Consider the following 21,077-nt stretch of genomic DNA (forward strand, 5'->3'; position numbering starts at 1 on the left):
AGAATGAGTGAGAATACAAAAATAGTGCAATGTTTTTTACCTGCTATGGTGGCCGGAAAATATAAAACGGAAGTCAGTCAGCGGGTTATAAAAGACAAAGCAAGCATTCAGGACATTAAAAAAACATTCGATTTTGGTGTCGATGCCGCTCGGTTTACGCTTAATCCGAACGATATTTATTCCGTTTACCCGCCCGCGAATAAATCGGGAAACTATTCGGAATCATTACCACATTTGGTATTTACGCGACGAACATTACCGTGGGAACGTACTTTAGACGGAAAACTCCCGGTTTTCCAAAGAGCATCAACTCCGGAGAGCAAACGCAATCCGCAGGAAGCACCACCGGTTCCCTGGATGACATTATTGCTTTTTGATGAAGATGAAATGAAAAGCCTGCAAATCAACAGAAATACCATTGCAGCTATTATTCAACCGAATCTTAACGATGGGATTATCCGCCCTGATATTTTTGAGACGGGAGCAACCGGTCAGGAAGTCTTAAAATTAATGGAATGGGAAGATAAAAACAACGGTTGTTTTACAATTGACCTGACAAAAGAACAATTTGAACACTATATTCCGTCCATGAAAAGTCTTTCGCTGTTGGCTCATGCCAAAGAGGTAAGCATCGACAATAAGGATAAAGAAGGAATTACAGATATAAATGCGGAAGGAGCCGGCGTTTTTGCGGTTATCGTAGGAAATCGTCTGCCTACAAAAGGAAAGCAGCATACCGCTATTTTGGTATCGTTGGAAGGTTATACCGATTATCTGCAAGATGCTGATTCCAAAAAGAATATTCCTAACAATCATAAAGCCCGGTTGGTTGTACTGGCCAACTGGAATTTTACAGATTCGGGAAATGCCAGTTTTTCACAGCTAGCGGACGGATTGGAAGTAAAGAGCATCAAAATTCAACGGGGTAATGATGCTCCGGAACTAATGTCATATTTTAATTCCGGATATGTCCCGCTGGAACATTTAACCCGAACCGGAGCGAGTACGATTTCATGGTACCACGGTCCGTTTGTACCGAAATTATTTCCGGCAACTTCAAAATGTATTTCATTTTCTTCATCCGATGCGGCATTGCGATATGATAAAACGACCGGTTTTTTTGATATTTCCTTTGCGGCTGCCTGGCAGTTAGGACGTATTCTGGCGTTACAGAATCAGGAATTTTCTAAAGCCATTCTGAATTGGCGGATGGCACAAAATCAACTCGAAGCCGGAAAGTCAAGAGGCGATAAGCTGAATACCATTTTGAGCGATGACAGTGAAACAAACATAAAAGATAAAGTTACGCGCTATTTGGGTGCATTACATGAAATAGAAATGACATCTCCGGTTGAAACTATTTCTGATTTACCTATGACGATACCGCAAGAAGTCAAACAGTTTTTAGGTAACTTATACAAATTAAACGGAATCCCGTTTTCTTATATCGTTCCCCATGAATTTCTTTTGCAAAAAGAGCATCAGAAAAATACGGGAAGCTATACCGGAACACTTGCATTGTTTTATGTCGATCCGAACTGGATAGAAGCCTTACTGGACGGTGCACTTAGTATTGGACGAATCAATAAAAGTGATGCGCTGCTGGAACAGGCGGTGAACGGTAATTTTATAGACGGGTATCAAACACAGTCAATCGATATCAGCAGCGGGACAATCGAAAGAAAAGGACGACAACTCAATACTACCGGGTTTTTACTTCGGTCGGATCTTGTTTCCGGTTGGCGCGGACTCGAGATTACGGCTTTTGATGCCGATGGAAAGCTACTTCCTGCTTTGCGTTTTGAACGTATCGATTCGGATATTTTCCTGGGAATTTTTGACGGTAATATTGCTGACATCACAATAAAACAACCTTACGAAGGATTACATTTCGGAATAAAAAACAATAGTACTTATCTCAAAAACCTAAAAAATGAAGATGGTACGAATCAGGAAATAACGGATGGTACTGCCGATGTGAATGCCGAATTAAACGACGGACTGATTCAAAACGGCGTTATTGATATAGCCGGTTTAGCGAGTATCATGCAAGAAAAATTAACCGCTAAGCACTGGATGAATACCACCGGAGAAAGTAAAGGTATTTATTTTACATCAGCCGAGTTCGCTTATCAGATGATCGACAGTCCGGTAAAAAAGAGTATAACAATTAACGTCCTAAATACCGATAGCCATGAGTAATACTTCCAGACTTTTTGTACCCATGTATATGGAAGCCCTGGCATTGGGTAGCGATAAAAACGATTGCATGGATTTAGGTCCGCAATTGCAACAATACAATCAGAGTATTCTGGGGAATGTTTTACAACCGGATACAAACAAAACAATACAACTCAAAAAAGGAGTACACCTGCATTGGACATTACCCAAAGCATTAAAACACGCTTTTATAAACGAAGGAGAAGAAATGCAGTTTCCGTTTACACCTAATCGGTGGATGGTGATTCGTATCCGGACGGATAAAGGGATGAAAAATATGGAATCCCGAATGTGGATCGTTAAAAGTGATGAAAAAAATACAATAAAAAATAATAAACCCGTACCGAACTGGATAACAGTACAGAATGATAAGTTGGATTTCAGTAATCTCGGAAAGGTTGTCGAATGGTCGGCTGCCTATGAAGATAGCGTAACGCCACCCGTTTTAACCGGTGTAGGAGCGGTGAATCCGTATTTTGCATCTTTATATCACAGCAGCAAAAATGTTTATGGTTTTCACGATGATATGGCCGACATCAATTCTGATTGTACCGTTACCTATGTCGTTACCGGTTGGTATAATGATCCCGCCACAGATCCGTTAGCTCCTTTCGATTTTGACGAAGTAAAAGCAACAGTAGCACAGGTGCGTCAAAAAAGAACACAGGATTGGTTTAAACAACAGTGGAAATGCGATCAGGAAACCTATCCGGAATCGTGTTTATTGCATGCGTCCATCCATAGTATTCAGTGGAACAGTGCGCTAAAAAGCGGTGTTCCGGAAGGAGAAGTACAGGTTTACGTAGGAAATACAGCCATTGAATCGTTAAGCGCCCAGATTATCAAAAGTAATACAATTGAAAAACCGGGAGTGGAAGAACTGTTAAATGCCTTGCAATATCAGTTTCTGGACGATAGCAAAAATGAACCGGGTCTGAAATCCATTCAAACGGAAATTCATAAAAGAGGTTTTACACCTAAAAACAGAAGCTCAATCTGGGAAATCAGTCGGGTTGAAGCTACGGATACGGCTTTGGAAGAGAAACAGGACGAAAGACCGCATTTTCCTGAAAACAATGCTATTCTAAAAGAATTAAATACGTTAAACGAAACGCAGATCAATTGTAATAAAATCAAACAGGAAATAGTAAGCCTACAACAGGAATATTATTTTTTATGGTACAAACAAGCGTATAAAACCGTGAACAATTATACGGTTCAAAACTTCGATTATGACGCTTCACGACAAATAATACTGGATCAGTTGGTGGCTAAAAAAGTAGAAGTAAATCTGCTCGACGGAGAAATTCAGCAACGAACATCTGACTTACGACAATATAAAGAATTAGCAGGAGCAAATCCGGAATATGAACTAAAAGAAGTCTTAGAAGACCGTTTTTGGGAACCAAATGATCCCGTTGTGCTCTTTTGCGGATCCGGAATCGGAAATACCGAAAAACCGGCTTTTCAGACCACTGATAAAGAGATCAATTGCCGATTGGAAGAGCAGTTGCTAACAAAGCTTTATTTGAATGTGCCTTATAATACTACAACGATCCCGGTAACGATTTCGGCTAGTCAGATGAACATTCCGGCAGTAAATGCATTGCAGCATCCTAAAATACCTTTTGCCGCTATAAAAGCATTGGTGTCAGAAACACTTTTATTGGATCACTCGCTTTCAATAGATATCGCGTTACAAGCCTATATCGACGCGCAATTGGGAGACGGAAAAGACAAAACCAGTGCCGTTATAAAAGATTTTGCCCAAAAAGTAAGGGAAATACAGTCCGAACCGGATTACAAAGACAAAGAAAAAGCACACGAAAGTTTTTCCATTACCCGATGGGAACAGGCATGGACACCGTTGTTTATGGTTTGGGATATTGTTTATACATCCAATAATCCGGATATAAAGAATCTGGACCTTCTTGCAGATTCGACCGGATGGAAATTAGAAGAAGGACTGTATTTTAAAAAACAAGCAACTAAAGAAGAGGGAACGCCGGTTTCAATTAGCGGTATAAGTCCGTTTTCGAATTCGGTTTTTGCCAATCTGAAAAAGACCGTTCCGGAAGCCATAGTAGATAAATACGGAAAATTTAATCTGATTGCACAGGCATTAAGCGGTTTGCATAAAAATTTATTAATGCAGCGAACCGATATTCAATTACCGCCATTTCTGTATAGCAGTGATCCCGATTATAATTTTAATACGGAATATCAGATTGACCGGAATGAGTTAAATGTGATCAGTGAAGACGGATATAAGCTGGGTTGCGATCCCGGGAATATAAACGGGACAGACGCCACTGTTTTTAATCCGTTGCGTTCGGGCGCGCTAAAAATAAAAAGCTTTTCGATTGTGGATGCTTTCGGACAGGTAAAAAAAGTAATAGTGGAAGACGATACGAATATCTCCAATATAGCTTGCTCGGTTACGTTACAAGGCGATGACAAAGAATCAGGTGTGATCATTCCGTTACCGCCAAGAATTATTCAGCCTTCCCGTTTGCAATTCAATTGGTTAAATACCGATGATAATATCATCTATCAGGATACCGGAAAAACGGACAGTCCGGTTTTAGGATGGCTCGTTCCCAATTATCTGGATAATAGTATATTGGTTTATGACGGAGATGGAAATGAAATCGTAGTTCTGCAAATCGCATCGGATCTTACCAAAAATAAAGGACTTAAATTAATAAAACAACCCTTTCCGGGTGGAAATATAATTCCGGAACTCACAACAAATCCGCAGTTAAAAAAGCTGTTGGAGGCACTAAATAGCGGAAGCAAGGCTTCGGGTATCCTGGATCTGGCTTATAAAGTAAGTTTAAATGCAACCGGAAATACGGCCTTACAGAATACGACATCGGCCTTATTATACGGTCAGCCTTTGGCTTTAGTGCGTTGTTCGGTAGGTTTGGAATCATTAGGGCTTCCTTGTTATGATCAACGATGGAGTCAATCCGGGAAAGAAGATACGGGGAATATAGAAACCGTTAAATTTCCGCTTACAATCGGGGATTATGAAATGGAAAAAAATGGTGTGATCGGTTATTTTGCCGATACGGAAAGTGAAGTATTTCATACAGTTACAAACGCGCCGGAATTCAATTTTAGTGATTCCGATTCCTTTTTTGCAAAGAATACGGCATTAAAATTAAACCTGAATCAGGAACCGGTTAAAGTAACTTTATTGCTGTATCCTTCGGCAGGGGTACATTTAGCCACCGGAATTTTGCCTACCAAGTTTGTTGAACTGTTCAATCATAATTCGGGACGTTTGTTATCGCAACTGGACATTGGTTTTAGGGTAGCTCCTTTTATAGCCGAAAAAGTAGCTCCGGATATTCCGATACCGGCCGGAATTAATGCCAATTGGAAGTGGACTCATAAATCGGATGTAACAACCTGGCAGAATGATGAAGCTTTGGCAGAAGGAAAAAACAAGCAGATTTCCGGATTTAAAAAACAGCAGGTTTACGAAGGATGGCTACGGCTAAGCAATTTAAAAACGAATAATTAAAAGATAAAAATATGGGATATGTAACTACCGGTAGCAGTAATTCGGTTACGAATGGGGAAGCACTGGCGTTGGATATAATGATCGCTCAGGAAGAAAAAAAGGCCATCTTACTGATGGGGGTTTTTACGATTGAAAATTTGGATACACTGGTAGCGGCAGCCGATTTAAAAAAGCTGAGTTGTGAGTTATGGGCCAAAACGGACGACGGAAATAAGACAACGACTTTTCCGGTAAAAATCTGTGAACTTTCATACGATAACAATAATCCGGGAAAACGGATGTATAACTTTCCGAGAGATTATGACGATGCCTATACTTATCTGATTGTAAAAATAAGAGCGGAAAAATGTATCATTGCAACACCGTCGACTATAATAGAACTAAGTTTTAAAGATAAAAACGATCCGACCAATCCGAAACCGCTTGTATCCATTCCTTTTGAAGTGATTGCTGAGGAAGCCAAACCGGAAATTAACGTGTTTGAATCGGATAAAACAGTGGTACAGCGTAACGCACCGGTTACTTTATCCTGGAATATTAAAGGTTCCCAATATATTTTAAGGGAAGGGCTGCAAGAATTAAAACGCGGTACTGCCGAAAGGGATTACTATACCATAGCCAATATCGCTAATGGAGATCACTCGTATACTTTAGAAGTACAGATGGGAACTGTTTCCATCACCAAAACGATATTGGTCCGGGCGTTAGGGGAATCAAAATTATATTCCAATGCAAATCCGACCGGAGCGTATGCGTCCTTTAAAATCGGTAATTTTTGTGCCGCTCAGGATGCATCCTATCTGTATAGCTTAATGCTGAAAACGGAAAATAAAATAACACAGATTGATCATATCGGCTATACAAATACCAACGAAGGTTTTTCTGAAAATTGGCATAGCGTACTCCTTTCCGATAAAGAAAAAAACAATTTGAAACCTTTTGCGACGGCTCCTTTATTGCATATGAAAAGTGCGGGAGAATTATACGGGCGCCTGTTTTTTATTGGTGGGAGCTATATCAAACCGATGGAGACTAATAATGCAGTTGCCATTGTAAATATGGATGCGGAAATCGGTTCCAGAGTAACGATTGTTGACAACCTACCCTGGGTTTCCCGTATGGGACATTCCTGTGCAATTTTCCCGCATGGTGATCAGGATAAAATCTGGCTGATGAGTGGTGTCGATGAATGGGGTGCCGCTTTAAAAGATATTTGGGTGTCGGGTGACGGTAAGATATGGGATAACATAGGAATAAACGGAAATGTAAATCCCGATAAAACCAATCCTGTAAAAATGCCGTGGCAATCAAGATGTCTTAGCGGGATTACGACTGAATTGAATACCGACGGAAGTAAAAAAGCCTTATGGATAGGTGGTGGTTTTTCGGAAATAGGCGGAAGTGAAACCTCAGATATCTGGAAATGGGACAAAAACTACTGGACGACCATTACACCATTGATCATCAATAATAATACGTATTTGTCTTCCGGGTTGTCCTTTCTTGGTAAAGATACGATAGACAGTACGGGTGTTTTCTTATTGGGCGGCTATCAGGAGCAGGAAAACAAAAAGAAATATTTTTACAGAGTTACGTTAAACAACGGCAAATACGGTAGCAATCAAATGGATACAGCAGCGGGAGTAGACAGTTTTGCAACTACAAAACAAGCCAAAATTGTAACGGCCTTTTTTAAAGGTTGCTTGTGGTATATGGTCTTTACCAATGAAGGTGATCTGGGAATTACCTATTCCGATTTGTTTTACTGGATACCGGTAGCTACCGGCCAGACTTTAATTTTAACCTAGTTTACCAATTTAAAAGAACGATTATGAATAAAATAGGGTATAGTTACATGCTTTTATTGTTGGTGCTGCTTACAAAATCACAGACACTTTTTGCACAATCAAAATATACCGCTTTATTACCGGAAATCGATAAGGCAGTACCGATAGAAAGTAATAACGATTTACGAGTTGCAGCAGATGACAAAGGAAACGAAACCAATAAGTCATTTTTTAAATTTGACTTTAGAAATTTGCCGGCTAACGCCAAGATTGAAACTTTAAATCTGAAATTATACAACAGACCGAATGTTAATATGTCTGATTTTTCAGTTCAGATGATAACGGCTTTACGCGGTACAAACGGGTGGACGGGAACAGAAACGAGCTTAACCGATCCGAAATTAAGCTGGGCCATTTTAAATAATAATACGGAAGGACCTGTGGGACGAGCTGAGATCCGGAAGAGTACCACATCCATATCGATGAAACTCAAGTTTCCGGGTTCCCTTAAACCGGTTACTGATTTTCTCCCGGACGGTATTTTATCCTTAGCAACACGATCACCAGAAAAAGGGCAGGATACCCGGTTTTTTTCTTCGATAACAGCAGAAACACCATCCAATTTCTCCAAAAAACCAAAATTACTGGTGGCTTACGAGATCGATCCGTATCCGTTTCGGGAAGATTGGGCGCAACCTTTTGGAAATGTACAACACAATAGTTTGCTGAATTGGAAGAGTAATACTATTGTTCAGGAAGCGAAAATCCGTACACTTCCATATGGTGGCGGATATATACAGGAAATCGGTCCTACGGGAGCGCTTGCCATCTATAAAGATTTACCGGTAGTATTTACACAGTCAACTACAGGAACATCGGCAGTCTTTTATGTAAAGCAACTGGATTCGAAAGGAAATGTGCTATGGCAGAAAGACGTAGATGATGTTGCTAAATCATGGCCTTTGATCGATGAACAGGGACGTTTATATTATATTTCCAAATCCGGAAAACTAAGCATATTGGATTTAAACAATGCCGGAAATACACTGTTTAGTAAATCCCTGTCGGATACCACCAACAAGCAGTTGTCAGCCATCAACAATAACGCAGCAATCGGATACGACGGTACGCTTTATCTGCCATCGGATACAGGTATTGTTGCCCTTTCGGCTTATCCGCAATGTAAAATACGATGGAAATACGAACCGAAAGCCAATGAAATTAACGGTCCGGTTTCATTAAGTCCGGATGAAAGCAAAGCCTTTTTTATAGCGGTCGATACGCAGCAAAAAAAGAGTCGTTTGATCGTATTGGATAATTTGGACGGAAGTATAATTGCCACATCCGATTATGTTTTGGACGGTTATCAGAATGATACTAATTTTTATATTCCGGCGCCGGTTGTCCAAAATAATGCTAAAGTTTTTGTTCTTAACGGCTTTGACAACGGTAACAAACTTTTTGTATTTGATCTTGACGATAAAGGCGGTATTTCCCGAACACAGTTTATAACATCCGGAAGTTCGGTGAATACCGGAATATCACAGCCGGTAGTTGATGCGGAATCCAATGTGTTTTTTGTTTTTAATTTCAAATTAGCAAAGTATAATGCGGACTTGAATATAGCTGAGGTTTTCGAAAAATCAGCTGAACTGGATAATGCATCGGTATTAGTAACGGATGCTTCATCTCATATTTATGCAACCGATCCTTATAGTAAAACAAAAAAAATACTGGGATTTCAAACCAATACAGACAATCCGAATGCCTTTGCAATTGCTATTGATGACACTATTCAAAACACAAAGAAGAATATAGTGTTGGCTCCGGACGGAACACTTTATACCGTTACGGCTACGAATCTGATCGCAGTTACAGCCGGTAAATTGGCTGAAAACGATTATGTAGTCGACCAGGCGAATTTAAAGACGAATACTGTTTATCGTGCGACTAATTCCATTACGGTAAAAGGTATTACGGTAGCGCCTTCTGTAAACACTATTCTTAATTCCGGCGGCAGTATTTCGTTTGAACCCGGATTTACCGTAACCAAAGGAGCGCAACTCAATTGTAAAACAGCGAATTAAAAACTCATATCAAATATATACCTACCATGAAAAAAAATTATCGGTTATTAGGAATTCTATTCTTTATCCTTTCGAATCCGTTATATGCGCAAAGTACAGATGCAATGAAAATTCTTGCGAACGGAAACGTTGGTATCGGTACGTCTACGCCCACACAAGCCAGATTAGTTGTTTCCGGAGAACAAAGTATCAATGCAAGCGGAATGTTTGTTTATGGCTACAGAAGTTCTAAAGTGATGGAATCGGGGACTGTAAAAAATTCGATATATGCGACAGACGGTGTAACCGCACAACAGTTTAATGTGGTTTCTGACGCGCGTATCAAAAAGATTTTGGGCGTAAGTAATAATGCGAATGACCTTGATATCCTTTCGAAAATTGTGATAACAGATTATAAGATGATCGATTCGGTGCAAAGAGGGAATCAGTTGTATAAAAAGGTGATCGCTCAGCAGGTGGAGCAAGTATATCCGCTAGCTGTGACGACTAAGCAGACTGAGATTATCCCGAATGTTTATCAGTTAAGTACTATTCAAAACGGATGGATACCGGTCAACTCAAAAGACCTTGCTGTTGGTGATAAAATCAAACTGGTTTTTAGCGGTGACGTAATACTTACCGATATTCTGGCGATCAATAAAGAGGCAATCCGGGTTAATTGTACGAAAGAAGGAAGTGTTTTTGTGTACGGAAAAGAAGTTCATGATTTTCATTCTGTGGATTATGAAGCGATTGCGATGCTCAATGTTAGCGCAACTCAGGCATTATTAAAGCGTATCGAAATGCTGGAGGCAAAGAATGCAAACCTGGTGCAAACGGTAAGCAAACTGGAAAAAGAACAGCTAAAAACAAACGATCGCCTGAAAGCAATAGAGCAGTTAGTATTACCGGCTGTAGCGGAAAACGAAACTGTAAGATAATAAGAAGCAAGAAGCAAGAGGCAAGAGGCAAAAAGCAAAAAGCAAAAAGCAAAAAGCAAGAGGACCATTAACAACCTAAAAATAATACTATGACAATTACAGATTTTACACAGGTTCCGTTGGGAACAATATTACCATTTGTATTTAATGATTCTTTAATACCGGACGGCTGGTTAAAATGTGATGGCAGAGAGATACCGGTAAAATATAAAACCTTAAGAGAATTGTTAAACGGCTATACTCCTAATTTTGCGGGAAGAACATTAATCGGTGCAGGGGAAGCGAATAACAATTCCCAATCGGACGGTACATATCCTAATTTCGACAACAAGACTTCTTGGCCTCTTGGGCAGACGGGAGGGGAATATAAACACAGATTAACGGTTGGCGAAATACCAAGTCATAATCATACAATAAATAATGGTGATTTCGGATTACATCGCAGAAGTTTTGACGGTAACAGTGATAGTGATTTACCATATAAAACAAAACTAGAACCGGCTAAAGGAGATAGGATCTTATCCGGAACCGATAGAACAGGTGGGGACGGATTTCATAATACCATGCAACCGTATTATGTGATCAATTATATCATTTATGCAGGGAGTGAGTAAAAAGAATAAAGAATAAAGAATAAAGAATAAAGAATAAAGAATAAAGAATAAAGAATAAAGAATAAAGAGTAAAGAGTAAAGAGTAAAGAGTAAAGAGTAAAGAGTAAAGAGTAAAGAGTAAAGAGTAAAGAGTAAAGAGTAAAGAGTAAAGAGTAAAGAGTAAAGAGTAAAGAGTAAAGAATGGGGAGATTATGCCCCATTTTTGCTTCGTTACCATACTGGTCAAAGATAATCGGGGACTAAAAATCACGTATTTTTTCGTATTGACCGGTAAAGGCTAAGTTGTTAATTTAGATAGTCTTAAGAGATCAAAAAAGCTGTGCTATGGAAGCAAAATACGGATTTACCAAAATGACCGTTGCAGAATTTGAAACCTGGATTTCAAATCGGAGAGTCGGACGGACTATTTTAAAAATTCAACAGCATCATACTTATGTGCCCGGTTATATTCATTTTATGGGAAACAATCATTTTGACCGGCAATTAGCGATGAAGAATTATCATGTCAATCAAAACGGATGGCAGGATATCGGGCAGCATTTTACTATTTTTCCGGACGGAACGGTTGTGACCGGCAGAAGTATGGAAAAGTCACCGGCCTGTATTACAAACCAGAATGCAAATGCGATTTGTATCGAGAATTTCGGAAACTTTGATCATAATGCCGATGTGATGACGAATCTGCAAAAGGATGCGATTATCGCGATTACTGCGGCTTTATGTAAACGGTTTAATCTTCCGGTTAATTCCAATACAATAGTCTATCACCATTGGTTCCGTTTGGATAATGGTGTCCGGAACAATGGAACCGGAAACAATAAATCGTGCCCGGGAACCAACTTTTTTGGCGGCAATAAAGTACCCGATTTTGAAAACCATTTTGCCCCTTTAGTAAGAGCAAAGTTAGGCAGCCATCCGATTAAAACCGACAGCAGTGCTATCCGGAAATATGTATACGTAACGGCTAACAGTCTTAATGTGCGTACGCAACCGGATGCCGGAAGTCCGAAAGCCGCCGATCGTCCCGGTATTCCTTTGGGAGCTGTTTTGCGTGTGTATGAAGAAAAAGACGGCTGGCTGAAAATATCCAATACCCAATCCCACTGGGTTGCGGCCAGATATACGGTTGCGGTGAAAAGAGCCACCGTAAATGCTACGATTTTAAATGTGAGAACGGGTCCCGGTACCAACTTCCCTAAAATTGACCGGATTGAAAAAGACGAAGAAGTTTTTGTTTTTGAAGAAGTAAACGGCTGGTGTAAAACTGATCTCGGTGACAAATGGGTTACCCGATCCTATTTAAACTTTTAAAGGTAAATATAAATCAGTCTGCCGGATCCAAAAACCGTGCTATCAGGAGTTTTCCCAACTTTTCATATTAAATGGTGTTTGTATTGAACCTGGTTTTAGGGAATTCAGGTCATGCAATAGTTCCAGATCAGTGTAGTCAACGGAACCGTCGGCGGCTATTTTTGAAGCATATAATTTCCCTTCCTTAGTAGCAATTATTCTGTTGCTATTATCAATGTCTGCCCATGTAATGTCTTTGAGTTTCGTTTTCCCGTCCTTTCTTCCCAGATAAAACAGATCCACGTTTTTGCGTTGTTCAGGATGGTAAAAGGTGATCATATACAAAGCAGCACTATTGGTGATTGGTTTTTTCCAAAGTTTCGGAACGATAGGTTCTATACTTTTCGGGTCTGCTTTCGACCAGCTATCACTGACTACAGTTAATTGTTCCGTTTCTTTTTGAATAAAACCAGGATCATTTTGTTCTGTCCATCCGTTCATTTCCAACCGATGTTCGTGTAATAAATTGACATGTCCTTTCCGTAGCGAATATTCTTTTTGTGTTCGAAATGTAGAAACGTGAAGGTGAGACGGTACGGGATATTTTTCAAGTGCCTGCGCGGAATCTAAATTGAGCAATACCGTTTTTTCGTCAGCGAATAATCCGCCTCCGGTGTCAAAAAGTGCATCGCCGTGTTCCCAAACGGTAAGCGCGGTCCAGAATGGCGGTTTACTAATGATTGTTCTGCTGTTTCCGTATTCAAAATTATCGACAAAGTAAATCAGGTATTTTCCGGAAGGCGAGACATCACAATTTCGCATCGGTACTTTTTTATTGATCCATTGCCCGGGTTCCAGCGTGTCGTTATCCAAATTCCAGACACTCATCTGAATCCAATCGGTAGGCCCACGTCTAAAAACAATGGCATTGTTCGTTATTCGTGATTTCAGAAAGAAAATCCTTGCGCTGATAGTACCTGAATGATTCAATTTAAAATGATTTTTTTGTTTTTTAGTTGATTAAGCAACCTGCTATTATGTCAAACCATTGTCAGGCGTTCGTTGTTTTTATATCCTTCCGTTATATTTTGGATCAAATTCTATGATCCATTCAATGCCGTATTTATCTCTAAACATGCCAAAATAGGAACCCCATGGACTATCCGAAATGGGCATTTCAATTTTTCCACCTGCGGAAAGTGCATAATATAATTGATTTGCTTCTTCTTTGTTTTCTGTGCTAATTGAAATTTTACTTCTGTTTTCATTTTCATTGACCCTTCCTAAAAATTCCGGAACATCATTTCCTATTAACACATTACTTTTACCGATTGGCAGCGCAATATGCATAATTTTATTTTCTTCCTTTTTGCTTACCTGGAATTCAGGGCTTTCCAAATCTTTGAATCGGACAATTTTTAAAAATTCTCCGCCAAAAGCAGCTTTGTAAAATTCAAAAGCTTCTTCAGCATTACCATTAAAGTTAATATGAGGATTGATAAGTGCCATAATTGTATTGGTTTAGGATTTACGATTTGTTTACAATGATGCCTAACGGTCCGGGCTCTGCGATAGGAGTGGAGCAGCAAACCGGTTACGTTCTGTTAAAGATAGCGCTTTTTCGGGAAGAGAGAACGTAAACTACCCATTTCGTAATCCTGTGTTAGCCACCGTTTTTATCGCCACGCTGTTACCTTATAATTGCTATAATTCAAATCCATATCTTTTATTCTGTTGTTCAGACTATTTATGCCATCCCGCAGATAACCTTCCTGCTCTTCTTTTGATAGTTGGTGGTAAACGTCTAAACCGATTCCTATATTTTTACTAATTGAAACAGCATAGGTTAAGTCGGGGTTTTTATAGATCATATAATCCATGCCTTTATAGTCAATTACAATTGGATGAGCAGGTTTAATGGTTTCCATGTCGATTAAATCTTTTCTGATAACCCGATATCTTTTTTGGGCTCCATGTCCGCCTGATTCCAAATAATAAAAGAAAAAAGTGTTGCATTTCTGACATTGGAAAATTTCACAACCGTAATACGGGTAGCGGTCTAACTGAATTTTAGCATCCTGTCCCCAATATTGGGAATCCCATTGCTTTTCGTTGGGCTGAATTGCAATTTGTCCGATTTTAGTCAGGTTCGTTTTCAATTCTTCCGTTTCGTTATGCCATTCCAAAAAATCGGTATGGCCACCACAAGAATCGTTCGTTTTTGTTGCAGCCAAAAAGTGTAAAAGGTTTTGATCGTTTATTTCAAATGTTGTTTCCATAAAATTGTAGTTTACGTTTTGAAGCCTTGTAAAGGTGCTATTTTTCCCATTCGTAAAATTGTTCCAAATCCCATTTGTAGAAGTTACTGATTACATCAAAAAACGCTTGTCTTGTTGGGTTGACAGGTATTACTTGTTTCGGGAAAATTCGATTTAAAAAAATAGTATAGTCCTTAACCAGTACTTCAAAGTCTTCTTCGCTCAGTTTTTCAATATCCGCAACACTATCCGGAAAAGCGTTACTTGCGATTTTGTCCCGTATATTTTCATGATTTGGTCCGCTCCATTTATCCCCATTTGTTTCCCAAATCGTAATGATTCCTAATAATTGTAGCGGATCTTCAGCAATAAAATCCCGGTTTTCTTTTATCGCCCAATACGTACCGTAAAGGTCATCACTTTGGTCCGGATATAAAAATATTTTGTAGCCTTTGGATTTTATAATCCGTAATGCCGAATTGTACGTATTTGCTTCTGCCGATAATCTGAAACCTTTATTTGAATCCATATTTCCGATATTGATAAAATTGCTTTTGTTTCTAACGTTTGAGGTTTAAAAACGATGCGTCAATTTACAAAATATTTGTTGTGAAACAGGATACCCGAAAACCCGAAGGATTAAACAGTAATGATTTATATCGCTGTTAATTTATTTAGAGTAATCAAAAACGTTTATATATTTTTCCAGAACCGGATCCTGTATCAGTTCGCAAACATATTCAAAGATACTTTTTATTAATTCTGACTCATTTGTATTTGTATAATAGCTATTTTGAAGAGCGAGATGGATAGAAACGGAATCTTCCAGACTGATTTTTCTACTGATACCGTCATTAATTGTTATGCCTTTGGGGATGGATGGAGTAGTATAACACGCTTTAATCAGGTCAGCAATTTTAAATATCGTTTGATTGTCTTCAATTTTTTTATGCCAGGCCTTACCGTTTTCCTGAAAGTAGTCCGATTTCGAAAGAATGACGATTAGATTATAGTGATCATCATTTTTTTTGATTTCGATATCAAGTTCGCCTTCAAGTGCGTTTAGATTTATTTTAATCATGTTTGGTTGCTGTTTGGATCTATTGTGTTAGAACCTTTGGGGATAATTTTGATTAAAGATAGTATTTTTCGTGAAGAAAAACTTGAAGTTGAGGATCTGCTATTATTTAAGATTGCAGTTAATTGTTGGAATTCTTCAAATTTTCAATTTTTAATTTTAATTCGCGGACCTCAGAGGTGAGATTTTGATTTTCATTAAGAAATTGATGAAGTTTTTCGATTTTTATTTTGTCTTCTTCGGATCTTTTTAAAAGATCTATTTTTTGATCCAATTTTTCTAATGAAATTTTTTCTTTAAAATTTGAAATGCGAGAAATTAAGAACCCGAACGTTGCTGTTAATAGAAGCAATCCATTAAAGGAGTGCCACATTTGTATTTTTTGCAAATGCCATGTTTGCCCGTCATAATTATCAAAACTAAATGAAGTTAAAGAAATGAAGCTTTTGAAAAATGCACATTCTTTGGTATTACAATTTGGAGCTTCTTCTGCTAATAGGATCTCTGAAAATCCAAGAATTATGCATAAATAAATACATACAAATACAATTACTCCGGAAAACCGGTTTGGAATGACTTTACCCCAAAACCAATTTTCACCTTTATGAGAATCACTTTTTATGGATGCATAAAAAACTACATAAACTAGGTATGTATTTAAAAGAATTACAATAATCCAAGATAGGAAAGGAATGTTGTAATAAAATGAATAAAATGAGGCACACAGTAAAGAAAGAAACACTACAACCAAAATTTTACTATCTCCAAATAATCGAATAATTTTATTTTTCATTTTTATTTTTTTAGTAGTTAAATTTAATATTTGCGGCAACATTTCAGGGTATGACGACTGTTACGGAAATTGAAACTGAGTTCGCTCAGCTGAATAAAACGAAGTTAATAAATTAAAGTGTTAGTGTGTAACTTGTTGATTGTTAGTTTTTAAATATGATTTTTAAAAGTGGATTTATCTATTTTACCCATTAATCCGTAAAATCATTTCAGCTATTCTCTTTGTTTCAGCGGATGAAAATATAGGTTTAAAATGATTTACATAATTAAGAAGCTCGTTTACGGTCACAATCTTTACATATTGAAATTCCTCTTGTGGCTTTGTGTTGATCAATACAATTAGATTTTTGATCGGTATTTTTTTGTCTCCCCAATGATGACTGTTTAAGTGTAAATGATAGTTACTCTTCTCATTATTTAGCAGATAAAATAATACAAAATTTGCTCTTTTGATTTGATCCACAGGCGAACGTAAGCTCAGATTTTCCAAAGATTTTTCACTCCAGTTCTTGGTCTCAATAATAAATATTCCCGATGGGCTTACCAATATATGATCAATCTGAACTGATTTGATATACTCATTTTCGCGCCTATTGTAGATTGCAGGTGAAAACGTAACTGAAAAGTCATTAATTAAAAAATAATCATCCGATAGCGATTCTAATGTCTTAACTACTTTTTGTTCGCCTAACGCGCCGTAAATGTAGTTGTTAAGTGCACCGATTACCGATTTTTTTCTTTCAAGTTCATATAAAGAATTTTGCGCACTTTGTTTTACTGCATCGTTAAAATGAGCTGTTATAAATTGATAGCGATTGGTTTTGACTTGATAATTGGTAATAAGTTGGCTAACTGCTGCATTGACTTTACTATCAAAATGGGTTTCTTTATGCTTTATTACTCTTTTATAGTTTCGTTGCTTTAAACTACTGATTACCTTATGGAAAATGTTTTTTTGGGTGCTGTTTGTTGTAATATGCAGTTTTTGTTTCAGCATATCAATTTCGTTGGTTAATCGTTCTGTTGATTGTTGCCTTTGCGTTGCAATTGTTGTGTCTAAATTCGGTAAATCGATATCGAGTATCTTTTTTTCCTGTTCAATAAGATTTTCGTGATGCGTAATCAATTGTTGTCGGAGAATCGAATATGACTTTTGAAAATCAATAACTTCTTTTAATGACTTAAAGTCATGGATGTTATTTTGTATTAAATTTGATTTTAAAGTCGTTAGTGAGCCAATGGTATTATAAGTTTTGCACATTTTTTCTACCGATTGTTAATTGTTGCGTGTTATTACTAATAGTCTTAAAACTTGCTAAAAGTCCCAATTTTACAAAATTGCTATTATGTGACATTATACAATTTAGCGTAGAACTCCCAGAATCAATATAACAATTATTATAGCAATGATAAAGCAACCCGTATTTAAAGTTTGAAGAAAGCAACCCTCTTTTGCTTTAACCACAACCCTCGTTTCGTTCTTGGAACTCGAATTTGAATTTGAGCTAATATTATCACTCTTGCTATTGTTATTGGTTATTGGATAAGCACATTTTAAGCATTTTTCAGCTTTATCGGAAACTTCTGTTCCACACTCAGGACAATTTATTAATGCCATTATTTGAGATTAAAGTTAATTTTTTGAAGTTTAATTCGCTAACAACTAGAGATACAGTTAGATCCGAAAGAAAGTAATTTGTGTAGAATAACGCAATACGTGTTTTTACCTAATTTATAGGCTAATAAAGTTTAAAATATTGAATTAGAGTTTGTAATAAAACAAGAGAGTCGCTTTTATTTATTAGAGGAAGAATAAAGTAAATAGGGATATAAATAAATGCCCGGATTCTACTATCCGGGCTTTTTATAAAGTTGTAAATAAAGAAGGAATTAGTCTTTCTGTACCGATATACTTCCTTTCTCCAAGTATTTCCGCAATACGATCATTGCAAATGCTAATACACCAAATAGTAATGTAAGCCAGGGAGTGTATTGTACTCCTTTTGTAGCAATAATCCATCCTCCAACGGTTGTGCCTACGGTAATACCCAGATTCCCGAATGAAGTGGCAAGACTATTGGCAAATTCCAAAGACTTAGGTGCTGATGAAATCATATAAGTGGAAGCATTCAGAAAACTAGGGGAATACAGAAAGCCCCAAAGTGCAATAACGAAAATTATAGCGATGGTGTTCGTGTCTGAAAAATGCAACAATAACGGAATCAGAATAGTACCGGATAAAAACAAGGCTGTGGTATTGGCTATAGTTTTATTAAGCATCTTCCCTGAAATACGATTAGCGATGACGCCAATTATACCGAACAGAAACAACATATAACTAACCATCATACTATCCAGACCTTTAGCTTTGTTCAGGTATTCGGCAAAATAACTGTAGGTAGAAAACCACCCGGCAATCATAAAAAAATTCATAGCCGTACTGACAATAAATGTTGGCTGAGTCAATATTTTTAACTGACTTCCATACGATTTTTTCGCTGTTACCGGCATATCGGGTAGGAAGAAATAAATGGCTAAAAGAGCTATAATGCTTACTATCGATTGGATAATAAATGAATATTCCCATGAAAACTGACTGGCTAACCAGGTGGCAAACGGAACGGTTGACACCATCGCAATTGCCACACCACTGAAAACAATACTCATTAGTTCGTTTTCGTACTTCTTATTACCGTTTGCTATCGCTACCGCTAAGGCGGTGGAAATATAAACAGGTTGTAAAAACGCGGGTAATATCCGTACCAGCATCAGTAACCAGAAAGGTGGTGAAAAGGAGGAGATAACATCGGTTAGCAGAAAAATAAAGATAGCCGTCAGCATTATCTTTTTGCGATCAATTCCGGAAACCAATAAGGTCATAAACGGACCGGTCAATGCGATGACCAATGCAAAGGCACTGAGCAATATGCCGGCTTTATCAATAGAGATGTTGTAATGTGCTGCAATTTGCGGTAAAATACCGATAACACCGAACTCGGTTGTGATAACGGCTATAAACCCTAAACAACCTATATAAGCGTATTTTTTCATTTTGTATCACTGTAAGTTTTAAAAAAATCGGACATATTCTGTATTAATACTTCTGTATCATCAATATACCCGCCCATTTGGAAGAACCCGTGTGTAGTCCCTTTATACAAGTTTAGGGTTACATTTACTCCGTTGGTTTGCAGCTTTTTGGCATATTGAACAGCTTCATCCCGCAACGGATCGTACTCCGCAACGGCTATAAATGTGGGAGGTAATGCCTCAAAGTCATTTGCCAATAGGGGAATGGCATCGGGATTATTTTGATCTTCTATGTTGGGTAAGTACCAATTCCAGGCCTGAATACCGCCTTTTAAATCTAATAGCGGACCATTTTGAAATTCAATCCAGGAAGCTGTTTTCAGCGAATTATCGGTAACCGGATAAATGAGGAGCAGTGCCATAATATGCTGACGGAATTTTCTTGTGACAGTTGCTGCTAAAGCGCCGCCCGCACTATCACCGGCAATCGAAATCTTGTTGGCATTGATACGAAGTGATACTGCATTATCGATAATCCACTGCATCGCAAATTCGCAATCATTTAATCCGAATGGAAACGGATATTCCGGAGCCAGCCGGTAATCAACTGCAATGATAATTGCCTGTAAACGATTGGTTAGCTGGCGTAGTGGCGTATCGTGCGTTTCCAAACTTCCGGCGTTAAACCAGCCTCCATGGAAATAAATGATAACGGGGAGTTTTTTAGTATCATTCGGGCGATAAATCCGTAACCGGATTGGATGGTTGTCTTTTAACAGGGTTTGTTCTTCAATTTGAAAAACAGTTTCCTTTTCTCCTGCCAGGGGAATAAAATTCTCATAAAAAGCTCTTCCTGTTTCCCAGGGAGTAAGATTTGCCGGCACTTCAATGTCCTGAATATAGGCCAATACTTTATTTACTTGTTCAGACAATGTCATATTAATTTATGTTAAGATATACGGCAAATGTATCGGGTAATTACTACTTTCGTATGCTACACATTCAATTGTATGGTACTAACAAATTTGTAAGTAATGGGAAAAAGAAAAGAGAATTCAACTAATATGTTGAATGAGACTTATATAGTAGAAAGTTGTAATCTGACTTATGCGGTATGCAAAATAGGCGGTAGGTGGAAACTACTGATCCTGTGTCAACTTGAAAAGGGGAAGTTACGATTCAGTGAATTGCGGAATCAGATCAATGGTATTACGGAACGTATGCTTACGCTTCAACTACGGGAGTTGGAAAAGGAAGGGTTGGTAAAGCGAACCGTTTACGCAGAAGTTCCTCCAAGAGTAGATTATGAGCTGACAGACATTGCCCAGGAATTGGTACCTATATGGAATCAATTGAGCGAATGGGGGGCAAAACATAAAAAAATAGTACTCGAAAAGGAGCCGGTTAATGGGATTTGATCTCCCTCTGAATAGGAAATAGTATGTATTCTTTAAATGTAAGTTTCGGTA

18 protein-coding genes are annotated in these 21,077 nt (G+C 38.1%); 8 read left to right on the forward strand and 10 right to left on the reverse strand.

What is annotated here, in order from left to right:
• The first annotated feature begins 3 nt into the window (after window positions 1–3).
• The 7 genes from BGO42_RS07395 (at window position 4) to BGO42_RS07425 (ending at window position 12,471) form a co-directional block, all read left to right on the forward strand.
• A complete protein-coding gene (locus BGO42_RS07395; RefSeq protein WP_273246758.1) occupies window positions 4–2,202 on the forward strand; it encodes a hypothetical protein in 2,199 nt (732 codons plus the stop codon).
• Window positions 2,195–5,752 (forward strand): hypothetical protein, encoded by a 3,558-nt coding sequence (locus BGO42_RS07400; protein ID WP_273246757.1) that lies wholly within the window; start codon window positions 2,195–2,197, stop codon window positions 5,750–5,752. Before BGO42_RS07395 ends, BGO42_RS07400 begins: the two co-directional genes overlap by 8 nt.
• An 11-nt stretch (window positions 5,753–5,763) precedes the next feature.
• Window positions 5,764–7,560 (forward strand): hypothetical protein, encoded by a 1,797-nt coding sequence (locus BGO42_RS07405; RefSeq protein WP_273246756.1) that lies wholly within the window; start codon window positions 5,764–5,766, stop codon window positions 7,558–7,560.
• 23 nt (window positions 7,561–7,583) lie between these two features.
• A complete protein-coding gene (locus BGO42_RS07410; protein WP_273246755.1) occupies window positions 7,584–9,626 on the forward strand; it encodes a hypothetical protein in 2,043 nt (680 codons plus the stop codon).
• 26 nt (window positions 9,627–9,652) lie between these two features.
• Entirely contained in the window at window positions 9,653–10,546 is an 894-nt protein-coding gene (locus BGO42_RS07415) for a tail fiber domain-containing protein (protein ID WP_273246754.1), read from the forward strand.
• An 89-nt stretch (window positions 10,547–10,635) separates the two neighbouring features.
• A complete protein-coding gene (locus tag BGO42_RS07420; protein ID WP_273246753.1) occupies window positions 10,636–11,160 on the forward strand; it encodes a phage tail protein in 525 nt (174 codons plus the stop codon).
• Between the two features lie 324 nt (window positions 11,161–11,484).
• Window positions 11,485–12,471: an SH3 domain-containing protein gene (locus tag BGO42_RS07425; RefSeq protein ID WP_273246752.1), complete on the forward strand. Its 987-nt coding sequence runs from the start codon at window positions 11,485–11,487 to the stop codon at window positions 12,469–12,471.
• 42 nt (window positions 12,472–12,513) lie between these two features.
• On the opposite strand, the gene BGO42_RS07430 is transcribed toward BGO42_RS07425, so the two are convergent.
• The 10 genes from BGO42_RS07430 to BGO42_RS07470 form a co-directional block, all read right to left on the reverse strand.
• The gene (locus BGO42_RS07430; RefSeq protein WP_273246751.1) at window positions 12,514–13,440 is read right to left on the reverse strand and encodes a hypothetical protein; all 927 of its coding nucleotides are present in this window, start codon (window positions 13,438–13,440) and stop codon (window positions 12,514–12,516) included.
• Window positions 13,441–13,518: 78 nt separating this feature from the next.
• Entirely contained in the window at window positions 13,519–13,959 is a 441-nt protein-coding gene (locus BGO42_RS07435) for a VOC family protein (protein ID WP_273246750.1), read from the reverse strand.
• Window positions 13,960–14,126: 167 nt separating this feature from the next.
• On the reverse strand, window positions 14,127–14,729 hold the full coding sequence (locus tag BGO42_RS07440) for a hypothetical protein (RefSeq protein ID WP_273246749.1): 603 nt from the start codon (window positions 14,727–14,729) through the stop codon (window positions 14,127–14,129).
• 37 nt (window positions 14,730–14,766) lie between these two features.
• The gene (locus tag BGO42_RS07445) at window positions 14,767–15,237 is read right to left on the reverse strand and encodes a hypothetical protein (RefSeq protein ID WP_273246748.1); all 471 of its coding nucleotides are present in this window, start codon (window positions 15,235–15,237) and stop codon (window positions 14,767–14,769) included.
• 141 nt (window positions 15,238–15,378) lie between these two features.
• On the reverse strand, window positions 15,379–15,789 hold the full coding sequence (locus tag BGO42_RS07450) for a hypothetical protein (RefSeq protein WP_273246747.1): 411 nt from the start codon (window positions 15,787–15,789) through the stop codon (window positions 15,379–15,381).
• 118 nt (window positions 15,790–15,907) lie between these two features.
• Window positions 15,908–16,579, reverse strand: coding sequence for a hypothetical protein (locus BGO42_RS07455; RefSeq protein ID WP_273246746.1), 672 nt, complete (start codon window positions 16,577–16,579; stop codon window positions 15,908–15,910).
• Between the two features lie 183 nt (window positions 16,580–16,762).
• Window positions 16,763–17,839 (reverse strand): nuclease-related domain-containing protein, encoded by a 1,077-nt coding sequence (locus tag BGO42_RS07460; RefSeq protein ID WP_273246745.1) that lies wholly within the window; start codon window positions 17,837–17,839, stop codon window positions 16,763–16,765.
• Between the two features lie 102 nt (window positions 17,840–17,941).
• On the reverse strand, window positions 17,942–18,196 hold the full coding sequence (locus tag BGO42_RS17895) for a zinc-ribbon domain-containing protein (protein ID WP_353681425.1): 255 nt from the start codon (window positions 18,194–18,196) through the stop codon (window positions 17,942–17,944).
• Window positions 18,197–18,468: 272 nt separating this feature from the next.
• Window positions 18,469–19,629 (reverse strand): MFS transporter, encoded by a 1,161-nt coding sequence (locus tag BGO42_RS07465; protein WP_273246744.1) that lies wholly within the window; start codon window positions 19,627–19,629, stop codon window positions 18,469–18,471.
• Window positions 19,626–20,546: an alpha/beta hydrolase gene (locus BGO42_RS07470; RefSeq protein ID WP_273246743.1), complete on the reverse strand. Its 921-nt coding sequence runs from the start codon at window positions 20,544–20,546 to the stop codon at window positions 19,626–19,628. Before BGO42_RS07470 ends, BGO42_RS07465 begins: the two co-directional genes overlap by 4 nt.
• A 96-nt stretch (window positions 20,547–20,642) precedes the next feature.
• On the opposite strand from BGO42_RS07470, the gene BGO42_RS07475 reads away from it, so the two are divergent.
• Complete coding sequence (locus BGO42_RS07475; RefSeq protein WP_177735119.1) at window positions 20,643–21,026, forward strand: winged helix-turn-helix transcriptional regulator; 384 nt, start codon at window positions 20,643–20,645, stop codon at window positions 21,024–21,026.
• The last annotated feature ends 51 nt before the right edge of the window (window positions 21,027–21,077 follow it).

This window comes from Flavobacterium sp. 40-81 (genome assembly GCF_001898245.1).
GTDB lineage: Bacteria > Bacteroidota > Bacteroidia > Flavobacteriales > Flavobacteriaceae > Flavobacterium > Flavobacterium inviolabile.

Excerpts from the sequence above, each read along its gene's own strand:
- BGO42_RS07445 (WP_273246748.1), bottom strand. The coding sequence starts at position 15,237 with ATGGATTCAAATAAAGGTTTCAGATTATCGGCAGAAGCAAATACGTAC.
- BGO42_RS17895 (WP_353681425.1), bottom strand. The coding sequence starts at position 18,196 with ATGGCATTAATAAATTGTCCTGAGTGTGGAACAGAAGTTTCCGATAAA.
- BGO42_RS07440 (WP_273246749.1), bottom strand. The coding sequence starts at position 14,729 with ATGGAAACAACATTTGAAATAAACGATCAAAACCTTTTACACTTTTTG.
- BGO42_RS07405 (WP_273246756.1), top strand. The coding sequence starts at position 5,764 with ATGGGATATGTAACTACCGGTAGCAGTAATTCGGTTACGAATGGGGAA.
- BGO42_RS07450 (WP_273246747.1), bottom strand. The coding sequence starts at position 15,789 with ATGATTAAAATAAATCTAAACGCACTTGAAGGCGAACTTGATATCGAA.
- BGO42_RS07475 (WP_177735119.1), top strand. The coding sequence starts at position 20,643 with ATGGGAAAAAGAAAAGAGAATTCAACTAATATGTTGAATGAGACTTAT.
- BGO42_RS07425 (WP_273246752.1), top strand. The coding sequence starts at position 11,485 with ATGGAAGCAAAATACGGATTTACCAAAATGACCGTTGCAGAATTTGAA.
- BGO42_RS07455 (WP_273246746.1), bottom strand. The coding sequence starts at position 16,579 with ATGAAAAATAAAATTATTCGATTATTTGGAGATAGTAAAATTTTGGTT.
- BGO42_RS07465 (WP_273246744.1), bottom strand. The coding sequence starts at position 19,629 with ATGAAAAAATACGCTTATATAGGTTGTTTAGGGTTTATAGCCGTTATC.
- BGO42_RS07400 (WP_273246757.1), top strand. The coding sequence starts at position 2,195 with ATGAGTAATACTTCCAGACTTTTTGTACCCATGTATATGGAAGCCCTG.
- BGO42_RS07435 (WP_273246750.1), bottom strand. The coding sequence starts at position 13,959 with ATGGCACTTATCAATCCTCATATTAACTTTAATGGTAATGCTGAAGAA.
- BGO42_RS07410 (WP_273246755.1), top strand. The coding sequence starts at position 7,584 with ATGAATAAAATAGGGTATAGTTACATGCTTTTATTGTTGGTGCTGCTT.
- BGO42_RS07420 (WP_273246753.1), top strand. The coding sequence starts at position 10,636 with ATGACAATTACAGATTTTACACAGGTTCCGTTGGGAACAATATTACCA.
- BGO42_RS07470 (WP_273246743.1), bottom strand. The coding sequence starts at position 20,546 with ATGACATTGTCTGAACAAGTAAATAAAGTATTGGCCTATATTCAGGAC.
- BGO42_RS07395 (WP_273246758.1), top strand. The coding sequence starts at position 4 with ATGAGTGAGAATACAAAAATAGTGCAATGTTTTTTACCTGCTATGGTG.
- BGO42_RS07460 (WP_273246745.1), bottom strand. The coding sequence starts at position 17,839 with ATGTGCAAAACTTATAATACCATTGGCTCACTAACGACTTTAAAATCA.
- BGO42_RS07415 (WP_273246754.1), top strand. The coding sequence starts at position 9,653 with ATGAAAAAAAATTATCGGTTATTAGGAATTCTATTCTTTATCCTTTCG.